The sequence below is a fragment of the Micromonospora sp. SL1-18 genome, assembly GCF_047921505.1.
Classification (GTDB): domain Bacteria; phylum Actinomycetota; class Actinomycetes; order Mycobacteriales; family Micromonosporaceae; genus Micromonospora.
Map to the genome: position 1 here is coordinate 18,860 of NZ_JBLROA010000024.1, position 21,311 is coordinate 40,170.

The following is a 21,311-nucleotide window of genomic DNA, read 5'->3' on the forward strand; positions in this document are numbered from 1 at the left end:
AGGAGCACCATGCACACCAAGCAGCAGGTTCGGGACCTCCTGGGCCCGGCCGATCCGGCCCGTGGCGTCGCCCTGCCGCCGGCATCGCTCTCCGCACACGACGTGATCCTGCGGGCGGAGACCAGCGCGCCCCCCGCGCCGGTGCCGGCTCGCCGACGTACGAGCCGCCGCACCGTCCTGGTCGGCGCGGCCGTCGCGGCGGCCGCGGTCGCGTCCGCCGGCCTGGTGCCGGTCCTCCGGGACGGCAGCGCACCCACCAGGCCGACGCGGCCGGTCGACGGGATCGTGCTGCAACCGGTGGGCTACGAGATCGCCACCGACGCGGAACCGGCCGGGCCGCACCTGCGGGCGCTCGCCGGACGCATCACGGCCGCTCCCTACGACCGGGAAGGCGGCCGCTACGCCTACCACCGGCTCAAGTCCTGGGGCGGCAATTCGCGGATGTCTGACGAGGGGCACGTGCTCAGTTCCGTGGAGGAACGCCGGAGCTGGGACACGCCGGACGGCCGCCGGTGGACGGACGAGACGACGCTGGGCATGGAGTTCCCCGACGCGGCGTCCCGGGACTACTGGACGAAGCAGCTGCCCGCGCCCGCCGTCAGCCAGACGGCCCCACCGCCGGCAGGGCCCGTCGAGGAACCACGGGATCCGGATCATCCGGATCGGAATGACTGGCGGTTGCCTTCCGATCGGGCGGCACTCGCCCGATGGCTCGGGACCGACCTTCCGGCCTTCGAGGTGGCCGGTGGGGTGTTCAAGATGTACTACCGGTTCCTGGTGCCGCGGCGGACCCGCGCCGACATCCTCACCATGCTTGCCGACAAGCCGGGTTTCGTGTGGCGTGGACGGGTCGTCGACCGGGCCGGCCGCCCGGGCCTGGCCGTCACCGCCGAATACACCCTGCCGGCCGGCACTTACCCGGAGCGCGCCCAGGAGTTGCTGATCTTCGATCCGAACACCGGCGAACTGCTCGCCGAGGAGTACCTGGAGCTGGCCCCTCGGCGCCGCGTGCTCCACTACGGGCTGCTGCTGGAGGCCAGCCGTACCGACACGCTCGGCTGACCGGAACGGGGGTCCGGCCGGCGTGGGCGGGGCATACGTCCCGCCCACGCCGGCGGTCGGCCGCCGTGTCGGCGGGGAGTTTCCTGCGCGGGGTGCCCGCACCCGCTAGCGTCTCCGGGCGTGACTGGTGTTGCGCTCGCCGAAGAGCTGCTGCTCCTCGCCTACGACGACGAAACCGGCAAGGCCACCATGCCCCGGATCAGCCTGGATCTCGGGATGGCCGCCGCGGTGCTGGTCGAGTTGGCCCTGGCCGGCCGGATCGCGTACGCCAATGGCTCCCTGGCGGCGATCGACCCGGCACCGACCGGGGAGCCGATCGCCGACGAGGTGCTCGCCCGGATCGCCGCGGACACCCCGCACACCCCTTCGTCCTGGGTGCAGCGGCTACGGCACGGCCTGCGCGACCGGATCCTCGGGGACCTGTGCGGCCGGGGCGTGGCGGCAAGCGCCACCCGTAAGGAAGGGCCCCCTGTTAACGCCTCCGGCAGAGCAGGGGCCCCTTGTTAACACGCGAGTGTTAACAAGGGGCCCCTGCTTACTTACCACTACAGGCCGAGGGCGGTGGCCACCTCGGTGCGCAGGGCCGCCACGGCGTCCATCGCCCGGGCGCGGGCCGCGGGCACGTCGCCGTCCGCGACCGGCTCCACCACCTCCAGGTACGCCTTGAGCTTCGGCTCGGTGCCGGACGGACGGATCACCACCCGGGCCGCGTCGGTGCGCAGGATCACCACATCCGCGCCGGGAAGCAGGTCCTTCGCCTCGGTGACCGGATGCCCGAGCAGCGCCTGCGGGGTGGCCGCCCGGATCCGGGCCATCATGCCGGCGATCTCCCGCAGGTCGTCGACCCGTACCGAGAGCTGGTCGGTGTGGTGCACGCCGAACTCGGCGGCCAGCTCGTCCAGCCGGTCGGTGAGCGTACGGCCCTCGGCCTTCAGACCGGCCGCCAGCTCGGCGACGGTCAGCGCGGCGGTGATGCCGTCCTTGTCGCGTACGTGCTCCGGCGCGACGCAGTAGCCGAGCGCCTCCTCGTAGCCGAAGACCAGCGGCTGCTCCCCGCCCCCGGCCCGGACGATCCACTTGAACCCGGTCAGCGTCTCGTCGTACGGCAGGCCCCGGGCGGCGCACATGGCCCGGAGCAGGGACGAGGACACGATGGTGGTGGCGTACAGGCCGGTGACCCCGCGGCGCATCAGGTGGTCGGCGAGCAGCGCGCCGACCTCGTCCCCGCGCAGCATCCGCCAGTTTCCGTGCCGATCTTCGCTCGCGACTGCGGGGCTCGCAAGCTCACTCCTCGCGCTCGCTGGCCTCGCGTCCGGTACGGCCACCGCGCAGCGGTCCGCGTCCGGGTCGTTGGCGATGGCGAGGTCCGCACCCGTCGCCCCGGCCAGCGCGACCAGCTTGTCCACCGCGCCCGGCTCCTCCGGGTTGGGGAAGTTGACCGTCGGGAAGGCCGGGTCCGGCTCGGCCTGGTCGGGCACCACGCCGGGGGTCGGGAAGCCGGCCCGGGAGAAGGCGGCGGTCAGCACCGCGGCCCCCACCCCGTGCAGCGGGGTGTACGCGACCTTCAGGTTGCGCGGGCCGGTCGGGCCGACCGCCCCGACGGCCCGCTCCACGTACGCGGCGACCAGGTCGTCGCCGAGCACCTCGCCGGCCGGGCCGAGCGGCACCTTCGCCAGCGGGCCGACCGACCGGATGGCGGCCTCGATGCCGGCGTCGGCCGGCGGCACGATCTGGGCGCCCGCGCCGAGTTCCCCGCCGAGCTGCGCGCCCAGGTAGACCTTGTAGCCGTTGTCCTGCGGCGGGTTGTGGCTGGCGGTGACCATCACCCCGGCTACCGCACCGAGGTGCCGCACCGCGTACGCCAGCACCGGGGTGGGCAGCGGGCGGTGCAGCAGCAGGGCCGGGCGGCCCGCGCCGGTGGCGACCTGGGCGGTGCGCTCGGCGAAGGCCTTCGACCCGTACCGGGCGTCGTACCCGATGACCAGCGGCCCCTCGCCGCCCTGGTCGGCGAGCCAGGTGACCAGCCCGGCGGCGGCCTGGGTGACCACCGCGAGGTTCATCCCATTCGGGCCGGCACGCAGCGGGCCGCGCAGCCCGGCGGTGCCGAAGGTCAGCGGCCCGGCGAACCGGTCGGCCAGCTCCGGCGCGGTGCCCGGCAGCCCGTCCAGGACCGCCCGCAGCTCGTCCCGGCTGGCCGGGTCGGGGTCGTCGTCGACCCACCGAAGGGCCTGCTCGCGAAGTTTGTCAAGATTAGTGGTATCCGCCGCCATTGCCACTTGATAGCACGGCGGCGGATCACCACTGCCCGCCGGGCCTCGACTCAGTTGGCCCCGGTGAGCTGGAACGACTCGGCCATCGCGTCGAAGATCGGCTTGCTCGCGGCGAATTCGGCGTCGTTCGACGTCAGGTAGAACGAGTAGACCTTGCCGTCCTGGACCACGCCGCGCCACACGCCGTGCCGCTTCGAGTCGCCCTCGCCGCAGGTGTACTCGAACTCCGCCGCCGGTTTGCCGGCCAGTGTCGTCTCCGACATGGCGAGCTGGTTGTAAGGCGGGACACAGGACTTGGGCTTGCTGCCCAGGTTCCGGGACGCGGACTTGGCCCAGCTCGTCGAGTCGCCGTTCTTCCATGACTCGGCGAGCACCCGCACCTTCCGGCCCTCCTGCTGCGGGTCGACGTAGTCGACGTACACGCCGCCGGCGTCCCTCCGCGCCCAGCCCTTGGGCACCTGGACCGTGACGCCCTTGACGGTCTGCTCGTGCATCTCGACGGGCGGCGCCTCGGCGGTGGCGGTGGGCAGCGTGCCCACGATCGGCGTGTCGTTCTCGCCGTCGCCGCCGCTGTTGAGGGCGATCACGGTGATCAGCAGCAGCACGGCCACGCCGCCGGCCACCGCGAGCTGCACTTTCCGCGGCCAGCCCTTGACCGTGTCGAGGAGTTGGTTGCCGGCGCTGCGGGCCTTGCCGGGGACACCGCCGCCGGTCGGAGCCGGGGTGGCCCACGGCTGACCGGTGCCGGGCACCGACCACTGGTTGCCGGAGTAGACCGGCTGGGTGGTGTCGGCGCCGTGCCCGTAGACCGGCTGGGTGGCTTCGACGCCGGGCCCGTAGACCGGCTGGGTGGTATCGGCGCCGTGCCCGTAGACCGGCTGGGTGGTGTCGGGCGAGATCCGCTGGGTCGCCTCCGGGGCCGGCATCGCGCCGGTGGGCGTGTGCAGCGGGCCGGCCAGCGCGTCCGCATTGGTCTCGTCCAACGCCGCGCCGCTGGCCGCGGGATTCGGCTCGGGGCGCTCGCCCCGGCGCAGGGCGGCGAGCCGGTCGGTCAGCGACTCGCCGGGGGCGATCATTGCCGGGCCGCCGATCTGGCCGGTCGGCTTCGGCTCGGTCGCGATCGCGGGCGGCATCGACGGCCGCTGCACCGGGACCACGGCGTACGGGTCGGTGACCGAGTGGACGGCGGTGGCGTTGCTGGCCAGTGGCCCGGTGAGCAGCTCGCGCAGCATGCCTCGGGCGGTGTGCAGTTCCAGCCGCCGGGCCGGGTCCTTCTCCAGCAGGGCCATCAGCACGCCGGTCAGCGGGCCGCTGCGCTGCGGGGTGGCCGGCGGGTCCTCGACCACGGCGTGCATGGTCTCGATCGGGTCGCCCCGGTCGAACGGGGGGCGCCCCTCGACCGCGGTGTAGAGCGTGACGCCGAGCGAGAAGAGGTCACTCGGCGGGCCGAAATCCTGGCCCATCGCCCGCTCGGGCGAGATGAAGTGCGGCGAGCCGAGCACCATGCCGGGCGTGGTGAGCTGCACGTCGGTGGGCATCCGGGCGACGCCGAAGTCGGTCAGCACGCAGCGGCCGTCGGAGCAGATGAGCACGTTGGCCGGCTTGACGTCGCGGTGCAGCACGCCGATCGCGTGCGCCACCTCGAGGGCGCCGAGCAGCGCGATGCCGATCTTGGCGACCGCGCGGGGGGCGACCGGACCGTCCTCGATCACCATGTCGGCCAGGCTGCGCGCGTCCAGCAGCTCCATCACGATCCACGGGCGGCCACCCTCGGTGACCACGTCGTACACCTGGACCACGGCCGGGTGCTGGATCGCGGCGGCCGCGCGGGCCTCACGGAGGGTCCGCTCGTACATCGCGTCACGGTCGCTGGGGGCCAGCCCCGGGGGGAGGACGACCTCCTTGACCGCCACGTCACGGCGCAGCAGCGTGTCGTTTGCGCGCCACACCGTGCCCATGCCGCCGTTGCCCACCGGAGAGTGCAGGGAGTAGCGACCGCCAATGGTCGTGCCGGGTGCCGCGCGGCCAGTGGGAGGACTGACCGGTCCGCCGCTCCACGTCGGGATCTGAGTCACAGAAAAGCCACCGGGGGATATCGAGGGGGCTGGGACACAACCTCCCTATCTTGCGGGTTCCGGCCCCCGATGCGAAACCCGACGCGGCGGACGTTTACCTACTTGACCGTATGCGGTCAGCTACTCACCCCTGGTTGGCTGCCGCCGACGCCCAGATGTGCGCCATCCCTCATCCATCGACGGCCCGTCGCGTCCTACCATCCGGACATGAGCGAACGGCGGTCGAGCGAGTCCGGTTTCCCGATCAAGGGCGTCTACGCGGCGGACGACGTCCCAGCGGAGCTGGTGGAGCGGCTGGGCGCTCCGGGTGAGTACCCGTACACCCGCGGGGTGTATCCGACGATGTACACCTCCCGCCCGTGGACCATGCGGCAGTACGCCGGTTTCGGCACCGCCACCGAGTCCAACACGCGCTACCACCAGCTCCTGCGCGCCGGCACCATGGGCCTGTCGGTGGCCTTCGACCTGCCCACCCAGATGGGGTACGACTCCGACGACCCGATCGCGCACGGCGAGGTGGGCAAGGTCGGCGTCGCCATCGACTCGATCGAGGACATGCGGCTGCTCTTCGACGGCATCCCGCTGGACAAGGTCTCCACCTCGATGACCATCAACGCGCCCGGCTCGGTGCTGCTCCTGCTCTACCAGCTCGTGGCCGAGGAGTCCGGGGTGCCGGGCACCGCGCTCAACGGCACCATCCAGAACGACATCCTCAAGGAGTACATCGCCCGCGGGACGTACATCTTCCCGCCGAAGCCCTCGCTGCGGCTGGTGGCCGACACCTTCGCGTACTGCCGCGCCGAGGTGCCGAAGTGGAACACCATCTCCATCTCCGGCTACCACATGGCCGAGGCGGGCGCCTCGCCCGTGCAGGAGATCGCGTTCACCCTGGCCAACGGCGCGGAGTACGTGCGTGCCGCGCTCGCCGCCGGGCTGGCCGTGGACGACTTCGCGCCCCGGCTGTCGTTCTTCTTCGTCGCCCGCACCACGTTGCTGGAGGAGGTCGCCAAGTTCCGGGCGGCCCGGCGGATCTGGGCCCGGCTGATGCGCGACGAGTTCGGGGCGAAGAACCCGAAGTCGATGATGCTGCGGTTCCACACCCAGACCGCGGGCGTGCAGCTCACCGCCCAGCAGCCGGAGGTGAACCTGGTCCGGGTGGCGATCCAGGGCCTCGGCGCGGTGCTCGGCGGCACCCAGTCGTTGCACACCAACAGCTTCGACGAGGCGATCGCGCTGCCCACCGAGAAGGCGGCCCGGCTGGCGCTGCGTACCCAGCAGGTGCTGGCGTACGAGACGGACCTGACCGCCACCGTGGACCCGTTCGCCGGGTCGTACGTGGTGGAGGCGATGACGGCCGAGATCGAGGCGGCCGCGGGCGAGCTGATGCAGCGGGTCTTCGACCACGGCTCGGCGGTGGACGCGATCGAGGCGGGCTTCCAGAAGCGGGAGATCGAGCAGTCCGCGTACCGGATCGCCCAGGAGATCGACTCGGGCGAGCGGGTGGTGGTCGGGCTCAACCGGTTCCAGATCGACGAGGAGGAGCCGTACGAGCCGCTGCGGGTCGACCCGGCGATCGAGGCCGCCCAGGCGGAGCGGCTGGCGAAGCTGCGCGCCGAGCGGGACGCCGAGGCGGTCGAGCGGACCCTCGCGGAGCTGCGCGCCGCTGCCCAGGGCACCGGAAACGTGCTGTATCCGATGAAGGAGGCGCTGCGCGCCAAGGCCACCGTCGGCGAGGTGTGCGGGACGCTGCGCGAGGTGTGGGGGACGTACCGGCCGAGCGACCGGTTCTGACGTGATCCGACGGCGGCCCCGCCGGCGCCCGCTCCGGGTGCCCGACGGGGCCGCCGTGCTGTCCGGCCCGTCCGCCCGGGCCGTCGGGGCAGTGGAGCCCCGCCGTGACGCGTGTGTGGATCGGGGATGCGGGTAACCCGATCGGGTGAACGGGACGGACAGCCTGTGCGGTCGCATCCCGGGTCGACATGTGACTCTCGGGAGTCACCCGACAGCCGGCCGTTGTCGCGCAATTGTCGGAGCGGCAGTTAACTGCGGCGACTAATGCGACAATTCGGAACGACGGTCCGTGATTTGGCGATCGCCGAACCGGTTACGCGTTGTAGGAGGTGTGGGGCAGATGACGGCCTTCGACCGCGATCTACCTGCTGTCCCGCAGATGGTTGAGCCCTCTTACCAGGGCATTCGTAACGCTGCGCGGTCCGACCGCTACGCGAAAGATGTTGCCCAGCGTCACCGCCGGAGGTCTAGGCTGTCTGCTGTTCTGCCCGAAGATCCATCCACTTCTAGTGATCGAGAATTCGACGTGACGAGTGCGTTGACGCTGCCTTCAGCCGGCAGCCCGCTGGCGTCGTCCTGGCCGGAGGCGCCATCCGGATCCCAGCCCCTGCCTTTCGAGCTCGACCATCTGCTGGCCCTCCGGATACCCGGCCTCATTGCCACCCGCCGTCACATCCACTCCCACCCGGAGCTGTCCGGCGCGGAGTTCGAGACGGCCGCCCTGATCCACCGGGAGCTCTCCCTCGCCGGGCTGAAACCGCGCCTGCTGCCCAAGGGCAACGGCGTCATCTGCGACATCGACGGGCGCCCGGACGGTCCGGTGATCGCGCTCCGCGCCGACATCGACGCCCTCCCGCTGGCCGACCCCAAGGACGTGCCCTACCGGTCGACCGTGGACGGCGTCTGCCACGCCTGCGGGCACGACGTGCACACCACCGTGATGCTCGGCGTGGGCATGCTGCTCGCCCAGCTCGCCGACCTCGGCCAGCTCGACGGCCGGGTCCGGCTCATCTTCCAGCCGGCCGAGGAGATCCTGCCCTGCGGCTCCCTGGAGGTCATCGAGGCCGGCGGCCTGGACGACGTGGTGCAGATCTTCGCCGTTCACTGCGACCCGAACCTGCCGGTCGGCCGGGTCGGCCTGCGGGTCGGCCCGATCACCGCCGCCGCCGACAACGTCACCGTCCGGCTCACCGGCCCGGGCGGGCACACCGCGCGACCGCACCTCACCGTCGACCTGGTCGACGCGCTCGGCCGGCTGGTCACCGAGGTACCCGCCCTGGTCAGCCGCCGGGTGCCGGCCAACAGCGGGCTGCTGCTGGTGTTCGGCCACGCCTCGGCCGGCACCCGCTACAACGTCATCCCCTCCGAGGCCTGCGCGGCCGGCACCCTGCGTGTGATGGACCGTGACACCTGGGACCAGGCCCCGAAGATCGTGGCCCAGGTGGTCCGGGACGTCATCGCGCCCACCGGCGCCACCGTCGACCTGGAGTACCTGCGTGGCCGGCCGCCGGTCACCAACGACGCCCGGGCCATCGGCGTGCTCACCGCCGCCACCGCCGCGGCCCTCGGCCCCGAGGGGATCGCGGAGACCCCGCAGAGCATGGGCGGCGAGGACTTCTCCTGGTATCTGGAGCATGTGCCAGGCGCGCTCGCCCGCCTCGGGGTCGGCCGGAGCGGGCCCAACGTGGACCTGCACCGGGCCTCGTTCGACGTGGACGAGCGCGCCATCCCGGTCGGCGTACGCCTCATGGTCCAGACCGCGCTGCGGGCACTGGCGGCGGCGCGCTAGGCGTCGGACCAGGCACCGGCCCGGCCGGTCCCGGCACCATCCGCGCCGGACCGGCCGGCGGAGCCCGCCGCGCCCGCCGCCGCCGGGCCAGCCAGATCAGCAGCGCCACCGGTACGCCGATCATCAGCGCGAACGGCAGCACCGCGCCCAGCACGGTGAGGGCCACGGTCAGCGAGCTCAGGAACGCGGACCAGCCGCCCCGCAGCCCGACCAGGAAGCCCAGGTCGTCCTCCTTCTCGACGGTCACGGCGTGGGGGCCGACGAAGGCCACGGTGATCGTGGAGAGCGCCGTCAGGTCGGCCAGCCGGCGCTTCTTCGCCTCCAGCGACGCGAGGTCGGCCTCCCGCCGGCCCACCTCGTTCTCCAGCGTGACCAGGTCGTTGATCGAGGTGGCCCGGGCCAACAGCTTCCGGGCGCTGTCCACCCGGGCCCGCTGGGTGGCGATCCGGGCGTCCAGGTCGACGGTCTCCTCGGTGACGTCCTCGGTGCGGATCTCGCGTCGTTCCTGCTTGCCGAGGCCGGCGAGTCCGTCGATGAGCGCGGTGAACCGGTCCGCCGGCACCCGCAGGATCAGCTCGGCCCGGGCGTCCGCCGACTCGCTGGTCCGCTGGTCGCCACCGACGAATCCACCCGCCTCGCGGGCCCGGGCGGTCGCCTCGCGGGCCGCCCGGTCCACGTCTTCCACCCGGACCTGCATCGTTCCCGTGTAGATGATCGACCGCTGGTCCACCCGCAGGTCCGTTCCACCCGAGCCGCCTGCGGCCTTGTCCTGGTCGGCGCCGCCTTCCGCCTTGGCGGCCCCGCCCGCGTTGGGGGCCGCGGCAGGCATCCCGGAGTCGCTGGCGTTCTTCCCGCCGTCGGCGCCGCAGGCCCCCGCGGCCAGCACCGCCACCAGCCCCATCGCCGCCAGCGCCACGGCCCGGCGACGTCTCCCTTGTCCAGTCATGCCGCCACCTCGCCGCGCTCGGCGCCGGCATGAGGCACCACGACGCCGTGCTGATGATTCGCTCGCTGTTGCTCGCTCATGTCCCCGCTCCGATCCTCGTCGACCCCACCCCGGGGTCGATACGTCGGACGCGGCGCGCCATCGCGCCGGTTCCGGCAGACTGCGCTGAGGACATCACGATTCGATAATCGAGGAGTCACGATGCAGGTCACCAAGTACGGCCACTCCTGTGTCCGGCTGGAGCACGACGGGGGAGTGGTCGTGGTGGACCCGGGGGTCTACAGCGAACCGGAGGCACTGGACGGGGTGGACGCGGTGCTGATCACCCACGAGCACCCGGACCACGTGAACGTCGAGGCGCTGAACCAGGCGCTGGAGCGCCGCCCGTTCACCGTCAACGGTCCGGCTTCGCTGGCCGGCATCCTCGGTGCCGCCGCCGAAGCGCTGGTCGTGGTCGCGCCCGGCGAGTCGTTCACCGCCGCCGGCGTCCCGGTCCGCGCGTACGGCGGGCAGCACGCCGTCATCCACCCCGACATCCCCGTCATCCAGAACCTGGGCTACGTGTTCAACGACGTCGTCTACCACCCGGGCGACTCCCTGGTCGTACCCGACGACCTCCAGGTGGACACCCTCTTCGCCCCGATCCACGCACCCTGGTCGAAGTTCTCCGAGGTGGTCGACTTCATCCGGGCCGTGGCCCCGCGTCGCGCCTTCGCGCTGCACGACGGGCTGCTCAACGCCAACGGCTTCGGCGTGCTCGACCGGCAGTACACCGCGCTGTCGAAGACCGAGTACCGCCGCCTCGAACCGGGCACCAGGATCGACGTCTGACCGACATGGCCGGTCCGCCCCCCGAGCTGGTCCAGCGGCTCTACGCCACGCCGCCGGATCGGTTCATCGCGGACCGGGACGCCGCGGCCGCCGAGGCGCGCCGGGCCGGCGACCCGAAGACCGCCCGGGAGATCGGCCGGCTGCGCCGACCCACGGTCGCCGCCTGGCTGGTCAACCTGCTGGCCATCCGCCGGCCCGAGCTGGTCGCCGACCTGGCGCGGCTCGCCGAGTCGCTGCGCACCGCCCAACGCGAGCTGCGCGGCGGCAAGCTGCGCGAACTCTCCGCGCAACGCCGGGCCGTCGTCGGCGCCCTGGTCGGCGAGGTACGCAAGCTGGCCGCCGCCGAGCCGGCCGCCCCGCCGGCCGGGAAGCTGCCGCTGGCCGAGGTGGAGGCGACGCTCAACGCCGCCCTGTCCGACCCCGAGGTGGCCGAGCAGATCCGGGCCGGCCGACTGCTCCGGGCCACCCACTACGCCGGCTTCGGTGAGGTGCCGCGCCCACAGCTGCGGCTGGTCACCGGGGGCGTGGAGGAGCCGCCCGAGCGGGCCGAGACCCGGCGGGCGCACGACGAGCGGGCTGCCGAGCGGGCGGCCCGGGCCGAACGGGCGAAACGCCGCCGCGCGCTGGACCGCGAGCTGTCGAAGGCCCGCGGCGATCAGGACCGGGCCGAGCAGGAGCTGGCCGAGGCCGTCCGGTCCGAACGGGACGGCGGCGCGACGCTGGACCGGATCGAGACCGAGCTGGCCGAGCTGGAACGCCGGCGGGCCGTCGCCGAGCAGGATCTCAGCCGCGCCAAGCTGGCCCGGCGGGGAGCCGAGCGGTCGGTCACCGCCGCCCGTCGGCGTAGCGGGGAGGTGGAGGCGGCGCTGGAGGCGCTGGACGCCGAAGAGGGGGATGCCGACGTGGGCGGCGACCGGGCAGACTGACCGGGATGGATGACCACGGTGGCTGGACGGGGGCGCCCCGCCGATGACTCCGGAACAGGTCGCCGCCGCCAGCAAGCCGCTGGTGCTGGCGCTCGGGGAGATCTTCTCCCGCCGTCCGGCGACGCTGCGCCGGGCTCGGCTGCTGGGCATCTCCGGCTGGGCGTTCTACATCACCGGCCGCGCCGGGGCGCTCGGTGACGTCCGTGCCGAGACGGCCGCCGCCGCGCTCGGCTTCATCGCCCCCGAAGCGTTCGCCGACGGCTGGGACGGTGCCGCCCGTACGGTCCGGCCGCTGGAGGTGGCCGGCGCGACCCTGGCCGAGTGCTGCCGGTGGGGCGCCGAGCAGTTGGGTGACGGACCCCAGGCGCCCCGCCTGGCCGGCCTGCTGGAACGGGCGGTCGAGGCGGCGGACGCCAGCGGGATGCCGCTCTTCGCCGCCTGGCGGTCCATGCCGGTCCCGGATCGCTCGCCGGGCGCGCGGGCGGCCGTCGCGCTGCTGCTGCTCCGCGAGCACTTCGCCGGGGCGTACCTGCTGGCGGTCCGGGCCGCCGGGATGACCCCGCTCGAGGCGGTGCTGGCCGGGCCGGAGGGGGAGGCGGGGGCGGCCGCCTGCGGTTGGTCGCCCCCGTACCCGCCGGTGGGGCCGCTGGTGCGGCGGCGGCTCTGGGCCGAGACGGTGACCGACCGGTTGGCCTCGACCGCGTTCCGGGCGCTCGCCCCCGGGGAGGCGGCCGAACTGCTCAACCTGCTCACCGCCGCCCGGCTGCACGTCCGCGGATAAATTGAGGGGCGGACGCCCCGGGTGGGCTGCCAGGATCGGCGGCGTGACGCTCCCCGCCGGCTGGACCGCCCGCCGCCCCACCCGCGACGACGTACCCGCGATCCTGAAGGTGGTGCACGCCGCCGACATCTTCGCCGTCGGCTACCCGGACTTCGACGCCGAGGACGTCGAGTCCGTGCTGACCGCCCCCTTCTTCGACCCGGGCCGGGACTCGTGGCTGGTCACCGACCCGGACGGCACCGCGGTCGCCTGGGCGATCCTGAACAACCCGACCGGGATCGGCCGCGAGTTCGTCGACGTCCTCGTCGACCCGGACCGCGCCGACGAGCTGCGCGCCCCGCTGCTGGCCCGGCAGCTCGACCGGGTCGCCGAACGGGCCGCCGAACGCCAGCTGCCGGCGCTGACCGTGCGCTGCGGGGTCTTCGCCCCGGAGACCCGCTGGGCGGCCGAGCTGGTCGAGGCCGGCTTCACCCGGGTCAAGCGGTACATCCGGATGAGCCGCTCCCTCGCCGACCTGCCCGCCGAACCGCCCCCGCCGGCCGGGGTGGCCATCCGCCCGCTGCACGCCGGCGACGAGGCGGACCTGCGGCTGTTCCACCGCATCTTCGACACCGCGTTCCAGGACACCCCGGACTACGAGCCGCTCGGCTTCGAGTCGTGGCGGGAGCTGATCCCGTCGTACGGCAAGGTGTGGGACGAGTGGTTCGTCGCCGAGGTCGACGGGGAGCCGGCCGGTGCCCTCCAGTCCTCGGACCAGGCGCTGGAGCTGGACATGGGCTGGGTACGCACGCTGTCGGTGCTGCCCGCGTACCGGCGGCGCGGGGTGGGGGCGGCGCTGCTGCGCCGGGCCTTTGCCACCTACGCCGTGAAGGGGCGGACATCCGCCGGCCTCGGCGTCGACCTGGCCAACCCGACCACCCCGGTGACCCTCTACCGCTCGGTCGGGCTGCGTGAGGTGCGCTGGACCGACATTTACGAGCGCACGGTCACCGCCGTGGGTGTGGGATAGGCGACCCGGCGCGGGGCCGCCCGCCCGCCGGGGGACCCGCCGAGGAGACTGAAGGCGTGCGATACGCGCTACGCCGACACCACGTGGGACCCGCGCTAGGCCGACGCGGTGCCGGTGGGGCGGGACCGCAGTTCGGTGACGTAGTCGTCCGGCGCACCAGCCTTCTCCGCGGCGTTCGCGATCTCGGACAGGTACCACGACGTCGGCAGGCCACCCTCGTACCCGTCGAAGACGTAGACCCATGCGGTCACGTCCCCGTCCAGCGTCGAGACGCGGACCGTGAGCTTCTGGTACGTCCCGGCGGTCACGCCCTCGATCTCGTCGAGCTGCGCGGCGTCGTACGGGTGGATGTCGTAGAGCGCGACGAAGACCCGGTCGCCCGGGGACTCGACCACGCTGCTGACCGAGCCCTCCCAGCCGATGACGCCCTCGCCCGCGAAGGTGAGCCGCCACCCCTCCAGCCAGCCGGTGCCCACCATCGGCGAATGCGGGCAGTAGGCGCGCATGCGGGCGGGGTCCAGGTTTGAGCCATAAGCGGCGTACACACGCACGGCGATGACGATAGCCCGATCGGCGGGTGGGGGAGAATACGACGGTGCGTGTCGAACGCGACGGGGGAAAGAAAGTCACTGTGAGCACTGACGAGGGGCGAGCGCTGTGAACCAGATCGTGATCATCGGCGGGGGCCCGGCCGGGTACGAGGCGGCGTTGGTCGCCGCCCAGCTGGACGCTGATGTCACCGTGGTCGAGGCGGAGGGGGCCGGCGGTGCCTGCGTACTCTCCGACTGCGTCCCGTCGAAGACCTTTATCGCCAGCTCAGAGGTGGTCACCGGCTACCGGGACACTGAGGAGTTCGGTGTGCACTCGGACGGGCTGGAGGCGGTGACCGTCGACGCCCCGGCGGTGCACGAGCGGGTCAAGCGGCTCGCCCTGGCCCAGTCCGCCGACATCCACACCAAGCTGGTCAAGGCCGGGGTGGAGTTCGTGGCCGGCACCGCCCGGCTGGGCGAGGACACGCTGGGTCACACCCACCGGGTGGTCGTCACCCCGTCCGACGGCGGCGCGGAGTATTCGATCGACGCCTCGACCGTTCTGATCGCCACCGGCGCCACCCCACGCCAGCTCCCCACCGCGCTGCCCGACGGCGAGCGCATCCTCACCTGGCGCCAGGTGTACGACCTGACGGAGCTGCCGGAGCATCTGATCGTGGTCGGCTCCGGCGTGACCGGCGCTGAGTTCGCCAGCTCGTACCTGGCGATGGGTGTGGAGGTCACGCTGGTCTCCAGCCGCGACCGGGTGATGCCGCACGAGGACGCCGACGCCGCGATGGCGATCGAGCGGGTGTTCCGCAACCGGGGCATGACCATCCTCAACAACTCCCGCGCCGAGGCGGTCCGCCGGATCGGCGACGGCGTCGAGGTGGTGCTCGCCGACGGCCAGGTGGTGGTCGGCTCGCACGCGCTGATCGCGGTCGGCTCGATCCCCAACACCGCCAACCTGGGCCTCGCCGAGTACGGCGTCCAGCTGGCCCGGGGCGGCTACGTCACCGTCGACCGGGTGTCCCGGACCAACGTGCCCGGCATCTACGCCGCCGGTGACTGCACCGGGGTGCTGCCGCTGGCCAGCGTCGCCGCCATGCAGGGCCGGATCGCGATGTGGCACGCGCTCGGCGAGGCGGTGCGTCCGCTGCGGCTGCGTACCGTCGCGGCGAACGCCTTCACCGACCCGGAACTGGCCACGGTCGGCGTCTCGCAGAACGAGGTGGACGCCGGCAAGGTGCCGGCCCGTCAGGTGATGCTGCCGCTCGCCGGGAACGCCCGGGCCAAGATGGCCGACCTGGCCGACGGCTTCGTCAAGCTCTTCTGCCGCCCGGCCAGCGGCCAGGTGATCGGCGGTGTGGTGGTGGCGCCGAAGGCCAGCGAGCTGATCCTGCCGATCACCATGGCGGTGGAGAACAACCTCACCGTCAACGAGCTGGCCCAGACCATCACCATCTACCCTTCGCTGTCGGGCTCGATCACCGAGGCGGCCCGCCAGCTCATGCTCCACGAGTTGGAGTGACGGCCGATCAGTCCCAGAAGCACTCCAGGCTGCCGTCGTCGAGCGTGACTGCGTCGGCCTCGGCGCGGAACAGCTCGGCGGTCCGCCCCTTCATCGCGTCTGTCCGGCGTGCTGATGATCATGTTCGGCGCGTCAGGCGACGTTGAGGTGGATGTTCCCGATCCGGGCGACGACATCGAGATGCCCGCCGAGGCCGATCACGTACGCCCTCAGGCTTTCCAAACTGGTGCTCTCCCCATTCTCGATCTGGCTGATCCTTGCCTGAGATAGTCCTGCAGCCTCAGCCAACTGCGTCTGTGTCATGCCCAGCTGCTTCCGGATCTCCGCGAGCTGGGCACCGCTCACCGAGGCGAGCATCTGTTCGCGCATCCGTCCCCGCCGAGCAGCGCGCTCAGGCTCGTCCCAGGCGGGATCGATCTCCCTGGCCTTCGCCTTGACGTCTCGCCAGTTCGCTCCACCGCTCATTGTTAGGCTTCCTTCAGGTCGATCAGGTGCTCCTGGAAGCGGGCGTCAGCCAAGGGTATGGCCGTCCGGTACCAACCTTGCCACTGTCCGGACTTGTCGCCTGCCGTCAGGAAGATTGCCTCCCGTAACGGATCGAACGCGAAGATCATCCGTGCCTCCGTGGAGCCGGTCGAGCCGGGCCGTAGTTCCTTCATGTGGTGAAAGGCGCTGCCCTTGAGGCGATCGACCAGGGGCCTGCCCAGTGCTGGGCCATGCTCCCCGAGCAGGTCGATCGCCTCACTGACCAGATCGGCTGAGGTGGGATCACTCCTGCACAGGTCGAGAAACCACGATTCGACCTCAGGGTGCAGTCTGATCTCCCACATGTCGCCAATATAAGGCCAGCTTATACGCCGTGGTAGAAGACACGCGAGCGGACGGCGGAGTGAGCCGGTCAGTCGACGCCGACCGGGACCTCGGTCTCGCCCTCGGCGCGGGTGTGGCGGGCGCTGATCGTGCTCACCGCCCAGCCGGCCGCCGCGAACCCGGCCGCCGCCGCTCCACCGATGAGCGCGAGCCGCCACGCCGACTGGGTCAGCGCCGTGCCGCCCAGGTGGCCGACCAGCGTTCCGTACGCCGCCCAGCTGGTCGCCGCCGTGGCCTCGTAGAGCAGGAAGAGGCGGTACGGGTAGCGGCTGCGCCCGGCCGCGAAGCAGGCGACCATCCGCCCGCCGGGTACGAAGCGGCAGAGCAGGATCACCAGTGGCCCCGGCTCGCGTAGCCCGCGGGTGACCCGGGCGGCGGCCCGGCGGGCCCGGCCGGGCAGGGTGTACCGGGGTGCCCGGCGGCCCGGGGCGCTCCGGCCCAGCAGGTAGCAGGCGAGATCGCCGGTGAAGACGCCGACCGCGCCGACGACGATGGTGAGCGGCAGGCTCAGCCCGCCGTAGACGGTGAGCGCGCCGCTGGTGATCATGACGACCTGGGTCGGTACGACCGGAACGAACGCGTCCGCGGCCAGTAACCCCAGCAGCACAAGGTACGCCCACGTGGGCGACGCGACGTCAGAGATGAGTTCGGGCACGACCGCCACCTCGCCGGATTCCCCCGTTCGGTCGCACCGAGCCTGCCGGCGTGCCTCGCGTCACTCCGAACTGCCCTGCCCGACGGTGACCACTGACACCGGTGTGCCACCCGTGGACAACGATGCCAGCGTGTCGTTTGTGACGACTGTTCGGCGTGGCGGCGCTCACCGACGCGGGCGGCAAACCGCCAATTCCCGGCGTACCGTTGTCGAGGCGCGGTTCCGCCGCCGTCGGATCCCCCGTTTCCGACGGCCGGGCCGCCGCGGGTCGCCGGCAGGTCCCGTGCCGGCGACCCGCCCCACAGCTTCCTTGTCGGGCCTCCGACAGCACACCCCCGTGGGGGCGGTCCTCGGATACGATCCCGGGCTCAACCGACAATCCCATTCGGGAGGCTCCTCGATGGTTTCCAGGCTGGTTCGGGGTGTGTTCGCCCTGGCCCTGCTGCTTGGCGGCAGCACCTTAGTCGCCGTCGCCCCGGCCGAGGCGGCGGCAAAGCGATACGCGAACTGCACCGCGCTGAACAAGGTCTACAAGCACGGCGTGGGCAGGAAGGGCGCGAAGGACAAGGTCCGGGGCAAGACCAAGCCGGTCACCAACTTCACGGTGAACAACGCGGTCTACGCCAAGAACACCCGCCTGGACCGGGACAGGGACGGCATCGCCTGCGAGAAGCGTTGACCTCGCACGGGAGGCGGTGCCGGCCGGAAAACCGGTCGCCCCGGGTGCTGTGCCGGTCGTACCGTCACCGCATGCGCAGCGCGGTGGTGACCACGACGCCGGGAATCCCCGGCGCGCCGCACTGACGTATCCGTCGACGAGGCCCCGGGGCGAACCGCCCCGGGGCCTCGTGGCGTTCCGGGCCAGCTCGCCTCCGGGTCGTACCCGATCAAGGAGAGCGACATGATCGACCACCGCAGGCTCGGCCGGGAGTTGGAGCTGTTCGTCTCGGACCCGCTCGCGGGCGCCGGCCTGCCCATCTGGCTGCCGGCCGGCGCCGCCGCCCGGCACGCCGTCGAGGAGTACGTGCGGGACCTGGAGCGCCGCGCCGGCTACCGGCACGTCTACTCGCCGTCGCTGGGCCGCCGGGAGCTGTTCGAGCTCTCCGGCCACCTGGGATATTTCGCCGACGACATGTTCCCGCCGATCCGGCTCAGCCCCGACGACGAGTTCGTGCTGCGGCCGGCGCTCTGCCCGCACCACGCGCTGGTCTTCCGGGCCCGGGGCCGCTCCTACCGGGAGCTCCCGCTGCGCGTCGCCGAGCTGGGCGGGATGTATCGGGCGGAGCGCTCCGGGGTGCTCGGCGGGCTCGCCCGGGTCCGCGCCATCTCCCTCAACGACGCGCACAACTTCTGCGCGCTGGACCAGGTCGGGGAGGAGGTACGCGAGATCCTCGGGCTGATCCGCGAGGCGCACGCGGCGCTCGGCGTACGGCCGGCCGGGTTCCGGCTGTCGCTGCGCGGGTCGGGGGAGAAGTACGTGGGGGACGACCGCTCGTGGGCGCGGGCCGAGGAGCTGCTCCGCGCCGCGCTCGACGGGGTCGACTACGACGAGGGCCCGGGCGAGGCCGCCTTCTACGGCCCGAAGATCGACATTCAGATCGTGGACCCGGCCGGCCGGGAGTCGACCATCTCCACCATCCAGCTCGACTTCGACAAGCCGGAGCGGTTCGACCTGTCGTACACCGCCGCGGACGGGAGCCGGAAGCGACCGGTGATGGTGCACCGGAGCCTGGTCGGCAGCATGGAACGGCTCTTCGCGTACCTGATCGAGGTGCACGCCGGCGCCTTTCCGGCCTGGTACGCCCCGGTGCAGCTGGTGCTGCTCCCGGTCGACGACGGCCAGGCGGACGCGGCCGTCGACCGGTGCCGCCGGGCCGAGGCGGTGGGGCTGCGGGCCGAGGTCGACCTGACCGGCTCGCTGGGCGCCCGGATCCGCGACGCGGCGCGCCGGAAGATCCCGTACGTCGGGGTGGTCGGCTCCCGGGAGGCGGCCGACGGATCGGTCTCCTTGCGCCTGCGCGACGGTCGCGGGCTCGACCCGATGCCGGTGGCCGACGCGCTGGGGTTGATCGGGCGGGTCGTCGCCACCCGCTCGGCCGGCCTGCTCCCGGCCGCCTGACTGCTGCCGGCCCGAGCCTGTCCCGGCATCCTGGGCGGCGTTCCGGGCGGCGGCCGGCGCCGGCTTCCCGCCATCGGGGTGGGAAGCCGGCGCCAGGCCGGGCGCACGGTCCACGTCAGTTCTTGGCTGGCGCGACCGTCGGAAGCGTCCCGGCCGGGGCACCCCCTGGCGGCGGAGCCGGGATCTCGTCCGTGATCACCGCGCCGGTGAACTGCGACCGGTACAGCCGGGCGTACGCGCCGCCGGCGGCGAGGAGCTCGTCGTGCGTGCCCTGCTCGACGATCCGGCCGTTCTCCATCATCAGGATCAGGTCCGCGTCGCGGATGGTGGAGAGCCGGTGCGCGATGACGAAGCTGGTCCGGTCCGAACGCAGCGCCGCCATCGCCCGCTGGAGCAGCACCTCGGTCCGGGTGTCCACCGAGCTGGTCGCCTCGTCGAGGATCAGCAGCGACGGCTCGGCGAGGAACGCCCGGGCAATGGTGATCAGCTGCTTCTCGCCCGCGCTGACGTTGCTGCCCTCCTCGTCGATCACCGTGTCGTATCCGTCGGGCAGGCTGCGGACGAAGCGGTCCACGAAGGTGGCCCGGGCCGCCGCCAGGATCTCCTCCTCGCTGGCGTCCGGCCGTCCGTACGCGATGTTGTCCCGGATGGTGCCGCCGAAGAGCCAGGTGTCCTGGAGCACCATGCCGATCCGGCCGCGCAGCTCGTCCCGGCGCATCGTGGTGATGTCCACCCCGTCGAGGGTGATCCGGCCGGCGTCCAGCTCGTAGAACCGCATGATCAGGTTGACCAGGGTGGTCTTGCCGGCGCCGGTCGGGCCGACGATCGCCACCGTGTGTCCGGGCTCGGCGACCAGGGACAGGTCGTCGATGAGCGGCTTGTCCGGGTCGTACCGGAAGGAGACGTGCTCGAACTCGACGCGGCCGTGCGGGTCGGCGATCCCGGCCGGCTGCGCCGGCTCCGGGCTCTGCTCCTCGGCGTCGAGGACGGCGAAGACCCGTTCGGCCGAGGCCACCCCGGACTGGAGCAGGTTGGCCATCGAGGCGACCTGGGTGAGCGGCTGGGTGAACTGCCGAGAGTACTGGATGAACGCCTGCACGTCGCCGAGGCTCATCGTGCCCGAGGCCACCCGCAGGCCGCCGACCACGGCGATCGCCACGTAGCTGAGGTTCCCGAGGAAGAACATCGCCGGCATGATGATTCCGGAGACGAACTGCGCGCCGAAGCTCGCCTGGAACAGTTGCTCGTTCTTGGCGTGGAAGGCGGCCTCCACCTCCTTCTGCCGACCGAAGACCTTGACCAGTTCGTGGCCGGTGTACGCCTCCTCGATCTGCCCGTTCAGCTCGCCGGTGTGCGTCCACTGAGCGATGAACTTGCGCTGCGAGCGCTTGGCGATCTGGCCGGTGACGACCACCGACAGTGGCACCGCCACCAGGGCCACCACCGCCAGCAGCGGCGAGATCCAGACCATCATGGCCAGTACGCCGACCACGGTGAGCAGCGAGGTGAGCAGTTGGCTCAGCGTCTGCTGGAGGGTCTGCGAGATGTTGTCGATGTCGTTGGTGACCCGGCTCAGCAGTTCGCCGCGCGGCTGCCGGTCGAAGTAGGGCAGCGGCAGCCGGTTGAGCTTCTCCTCCACCTCGGCGCGCAGCCGCAGCACGGTCCGCTGCACCACCCCGTTGAGCAGCCAGCCCTGCGCCCACATCAGCACGCTGGCCCCGACGTAGAGCGCCAGTGCCAGGGCCAGCACCTGGCCCAGCCGGGTGAAGTCGATGCCGACGCCGGGCACCACGTCCATCTTGGCCAGCATGTCGGCGAAGTTGCCGTTGCCGGACGCCCGGGCCGCGGCCACCGCCTGGTCGGCGGTGGTGCCGGCGGGCAGCCGCCGGCCGATCAGCCCGCTGAAGATCAGGTCGGTGGCGTGGCCGAGCACCTTCGGCCCGATGACGCTGAGCCCGACGCTCGCCACGGCCAGCGCGAGCACGGCGGTCAGTTCCATCCGGTGCGGCCGGAGCCGCCCGAGCAGCCGCCGGGCGGACGGCCCGAAGTTCATCGCCTTCTCGGCGGGCATGCCCATGCTCATGTGTGGTGGGCCGCCGCCGCCGCGTCGCCCGGCCGGTGGCAGC

18 protein-coding genes and 1 pseudogene are annotated in these 21,311 nt (G+C 72.5%); 11 read left to right on the top strand and 8 right to left on the bottom strand.

Features of this window, described 5'->3' with window-relative positions; translation table 11 throughout:
* The first annotated feature begins 9 nt into the window (after nucleotides 1-9).
* Nucleotides 10-1,062 (top strand): CU044_5270 family protein, encoded by a 1,053-nt coding sequence (locus ACNAW0_RS14060; RefSeq protein WP_416288274.1) that lies wholly within the window; start codon nucleotides 10-12, stop codon nucleotides 1,060-1,062.
* 120 nt (nucleotides 1,063-1,182) lie between these two features.
* A pseudogene (locus ACNAW0_RS14065) lies at nucleotides 1,183-1,524 on the top strand (GOLPH3/VPS74 family protein); the annotation flags it as partial.
* A gap of 83 nt (nucleotides 1,525-1,607) precedes the next feature.
* Here ACNAW0_RS14065 and ACNAW0_RS14070 read toward each other — a convergent pair.
* Nucleotides 1,608-3,332, bottom strand: coding sequence for a phospho-sugar mutase (locus tag ACNAW0_RS14070; protein ID WP_416288275.1), 1,725 nt, complete (start codon nucleotides 3,330-3,332; stop codon nucleotides 1,608-1,610).
* A gap of 50 nt (nucleotides 3,333-3,382) precedes the next feature.
* Nucleotides 3,383-5,407 carry a protein kinase domain-containing protein gene (locus ACNAW0_RS14075; protein WP_416288276.1) on the bottom strand — a complete coding sequence of 675 codons (2,025 nt, stop codon included), beginning with the start codon at nucleotides 5,405-5,407 and terminating at the stop codon, nucleotides 3,383-3,385.
* Nucleotides 5,408-5,614: 207 nt separating this feature from the next.
* Here ACNAW0_RS14075 and ACNAW0_RS14080 point away from each other — a divergent pair, with 207 nt between their 5' ends.
* The gene (locus ACNAW0_RS14080; protein WP_416288277.1) at nucleotides 5,615-7,198 is read left to right on the top strand and encodes an acyl-CoA mutase large subunit family protein; all 1,584 of its coding nucleotides are present in this window, start codon (nucleotides 5,615-5,617) and stop codon (nucleotides 7,196-7,198) included.
* A 526-nt stretch (nucleotides 7,199-7,724) separates the two neighbouring features.
* Complete coding sequence (locus ACNAW0_RS14085) at nucleotides 7,725-8,987, top strand: amidohydrolase (RefSeq protein ID WP_416288278.1); 1,263 nt, start codon at nucleotides 7,725-7,727, stop codon at nucleotides 8,985-8,987.
* Here the strand turns inward: ACNAW0_RS14085 and ACNAW0_RS14090 are convergent.
* Complete coding sequence (locus ACNAW0_RS14090) at nucleotides 8,944-9,933, bottom strand: DUF4349 domain-containing protein (protein WP_416288279.1); 990 nt, start codon at nucleotides 9,931-9,933, stop codon at nucleotides 8,944-8,946. The two genes, ACNAW0_RS14085 and ACNAW0_RS14090, sit on opposite strands and share 44 nt — an antisense overlap.
* Before the next feature lie 201 nt (nucleotides 9,934-10,134).
* Here ACNAW0_RS14090 and ACNAW0_RS14095 point away from each other — a divergent pair, with 201 nt between their 5' ends.
* From ACNAW0_RS14095 to ACNAW0_RS14110, 4 genes are read left to right on the top strand one after another with little or no spacing between them, the layout of a single operon-like run.
* The gene (locus tag ACNAW0_RS14095) at nucleotides 10,135-10,764 is read left to right on the top strand and encodes an MBL fold metallo-hydrolase (RefSeq protein WP_416288280.1); all 630 of its coding nucleotides are present in this window, start codon (nucleotides 10,135-10,137) and stop codon (nucleotides 10,762-10,764) included.
* Nucleotides 10,765-10,769: 5 nt separating this feature from the next.
* Nucleotides 10,770-11,690 (top strand): hypothetical protein, encoded by a 921-nt coding sequence (locus ACNAW0_RS14100; RefSeq protein ID WP_416288281.1) that lies wholly within the window; start codon nucleotides 10,770-10,772, stop codon nucleotides 11,688-11,690.
* Between the two features lie 43 nt (nucleotides 11,691-11,733).
* Nucleotides 11,734-12,471 (top strand): SCO6745 family protein, encoded by a 738-nt coding sequence (locus tag ACNAW0_RS14105; RefSeq protein ID WP_416288282.1) that lies wholly within the window; start codon nucleotides 11,734-11,736, stop codon nucleotides 12,469-12,471.
* A 43-nt stretch (nucleotides 12,472-12,514) separates the two neighbouring features.
* Nucleotides 12,515-13,480: a GNAT family N-acetyltransferase gene (locus ACNAW0_RS14110; protein WP_416288283.1), complete on the top strand. Its 966-nt coding sequence runs from the start codon at nucleotides 12,515-12,517 to the stop codon at nucleotides 13,478-13,480.
* Nucleotides 13,481-13,575: 95 nt separating this feature from the next.
* Here ACNAW0_RS14110 and ACNAW0_RS14115 read toward each other — a convergent pair whose 3' ends face one another.
* Complete coding sequence (locus ACNAW0_RS14115; RefSeq protein WP_416288284.1) at nucleotides 13,576-14,031, bottom strand: gamma-glutamylcyclotransferase; 456 nt, start codon at nucleotides 14,029-14,031, stop codon at nucleotides 13,576-13,578.
* A 106-nt stretch (nucleotides 14,032-14,137) separates the two neighbouring features.
* Here ACNAW0_RS14115 and ACNAW0_RS14120 point away from each other — a divergent pair, with 106 nt between their 5' ends.
* Entirely contained in the window at nucleotides 14,138-15,541 is a 1,404-nt protein-coding gene (locus tag ACNAW0_RS14120) for an NAD(P)H-quinone dehydrogenase (protein ID WP_416288285.1), read from the top strand.
* 132 nt (nucleotides 15,542-15,673) lie between these two features.
* Here the strand turns inward: ACNAW0_RS14120 and ACNAW0_RS14125 are convergent, their stop codons facing one another.
* The 3 genes from ACNAW0_RS14125 to ACNAW0_RS14135 form a co-directional block, all read right to left on the bottom strand.
* Nucleotides 15,674-16,006, bottom strand: a complete 333-nt coding sequence (locus ACNAW0_RS14125; protein WP_416288286.1) for a helix-turn-helix domain-containing protein — start codon at nucleotides 16,004-16,006, stop codon at nucleotides 15,674-15,676.
* Nucleotides 16,007-16,008: 2 nt separating this feature from the next.
* Nucleotides 16,009-16,371 (bottom strand): type II toxin-antitoxin system RelE/ParE family toxin, encoded by a 363-nt coding sequence (locus tag ACNAW0_RS14130; RefSeq protein WP_416288287.1) that lies wholly within the window; start codon nucleotides 16,369-16,371, stop codon nucleotides 16,009-16,011.
* Nucleotides 16,372-16,439: 68 nt separating this feature from the next.
* Entirely contained in the window at nucleotides 16,440-17,066 is a 627-nt protein-coding gene (locus tag ACNAW0_RS14135) for a DedA family protein (RefSeq protein WP_416288288.1), read from the bottom strand.
* A 400-nt stretch (nucleotides 17,067-17,466) separates the two neighbouring features.
* On the opposite strand from ACNAW0_RS14135, the gene ACNAW0_RS14140 reads away from it, so the two are divergent.
* Both ACNAW0_RS14140 and thrS read left to right on the top strand, forming a co-directional pair.
* Entirely contained in the window at nucleotides 17,467-17,745 is a 279-nt protein-coding gene (locus ACNAW0_RS14140) for an excalibur calcium-binding domain-containing protein (protein WP_416288289.1), read from the top strand.
* A 207-nt stretch (nucleotides 17,746-17,952) separates the two neighbouring features.
* Nucleotides 17,953-19,185: a threonine--tRNA ligase gene (gene thrS / locus ACNAW0_RS14145; RefSeq protein WP_416288338.1), complete on the top strand. Its 1,233-nt coding sequence runs from the start codon at nucleotides 17,953-17,955 to the stop codon at nucleotides 19,183-19,185.
* Between the two features lie 115 nt (nucleotides 19,186-19,300).
* Here thrS and ACNAW0_RS14150 read toward each other — a convergent pair whose 3' ends face one another.
* The gene (locus ACNAW0_RS14150; RefSeq protein ID WP_416288339.1) at nucleotides 19,301-21,268 is read right to left on the bottom strand and encodes an ABC transporter ATP-binding protein; all 1,968 of its coding nucleotides are present in this window, start codon (nucleotides 21,266-21,268) and stop codon (nucleotides 19,301-19,303) included.
* Nucleotides 21,269-21,311 lie beyond the last annotated feature (43 nt).

Bases quoted from the DNA above. Each gene is read 5' to 3' on its own strand.
- ACNAW0_RS14095 (WP_416288280.1), top strand. From the start codon at position 10,135: ATGCAGGTCACCAAGTACGGCCACTCCTGTGTCCGGCTGGAGCACGAC.
- ACNAW0_RS14080 (WP_416288277.1), top strand. From the start codon at position 5,615: ATGAGCGAACGGCGGTCGAGCGAGTCCGGTTTCCCGATCAAGGGCGTC.
- ACNAW0_RS14060 (WP_416288274.1), top strand. From the start codon at position 10: ATGCACACCAAGCAGCAGGTTCGGGACCTCCTGGGCCCGGCCGATCCG.
- ACNAW0_RS14090 (WP_416288279.1), bottom strand. From the start codon at position 9,933: ATGACTGGACAAGGGAGACGTCGCCGGGCCGTGGCGCTGGCGGCGATG.
- ACNAW0_RS14130 (WP_416288287.1), bottom strand. From the start codon at position 16,371: ATGTGGGAGATCAGACTGCACCCTGAGGTCGAATCGTGGTTTCTCGAC.
- ACNAW0_RS14150 (WP_416288339.1), bottom strand. From the start codon at position 21,268: ATGAGCATGGGCATGCCCGCCGAGAAGGCGATGAACTTCGGGCCGTCC.
- ACNAW0_RS14105 (WP_416288282.1), top strand. From the start codon at position 11,734: ATGACTCCGGAACAGGTCGCCGCCGCCAGCAAGCCGCTGGTGCTGGCG.
- ACNAW0_RS14140 (WP_416288289.1), top strand. From the start codon at position 17,467: ATGGTTTCCAGGCTGGTTCGGGGTGTGTTCGCCCTGGCCCTGCTGCTT.
- ACNAW0_RS14125 (WP_416288286.1), bottom strand. From the start codon at position 16,006: ATGAGCGGTGGAGCGAACTGGCGAGACGTCAAGGCGAAGGCCAGGGAG.
- ACNAW0_RS14070 (WP_416288275.1), bottom strand. From the start codon at position 3,332: ATGGCGGCGGATACCACTAATCTTGACAAACTTCGCGAGCAGGCCCTT.
- ACNAW0_RS14100 (WP_416288281.1), top strand. From the start codon at position 10,770: ATGGCCGGTCCGCCCCCCGAGCTGGTCCAGCGGCTCTACGCCACGCCG.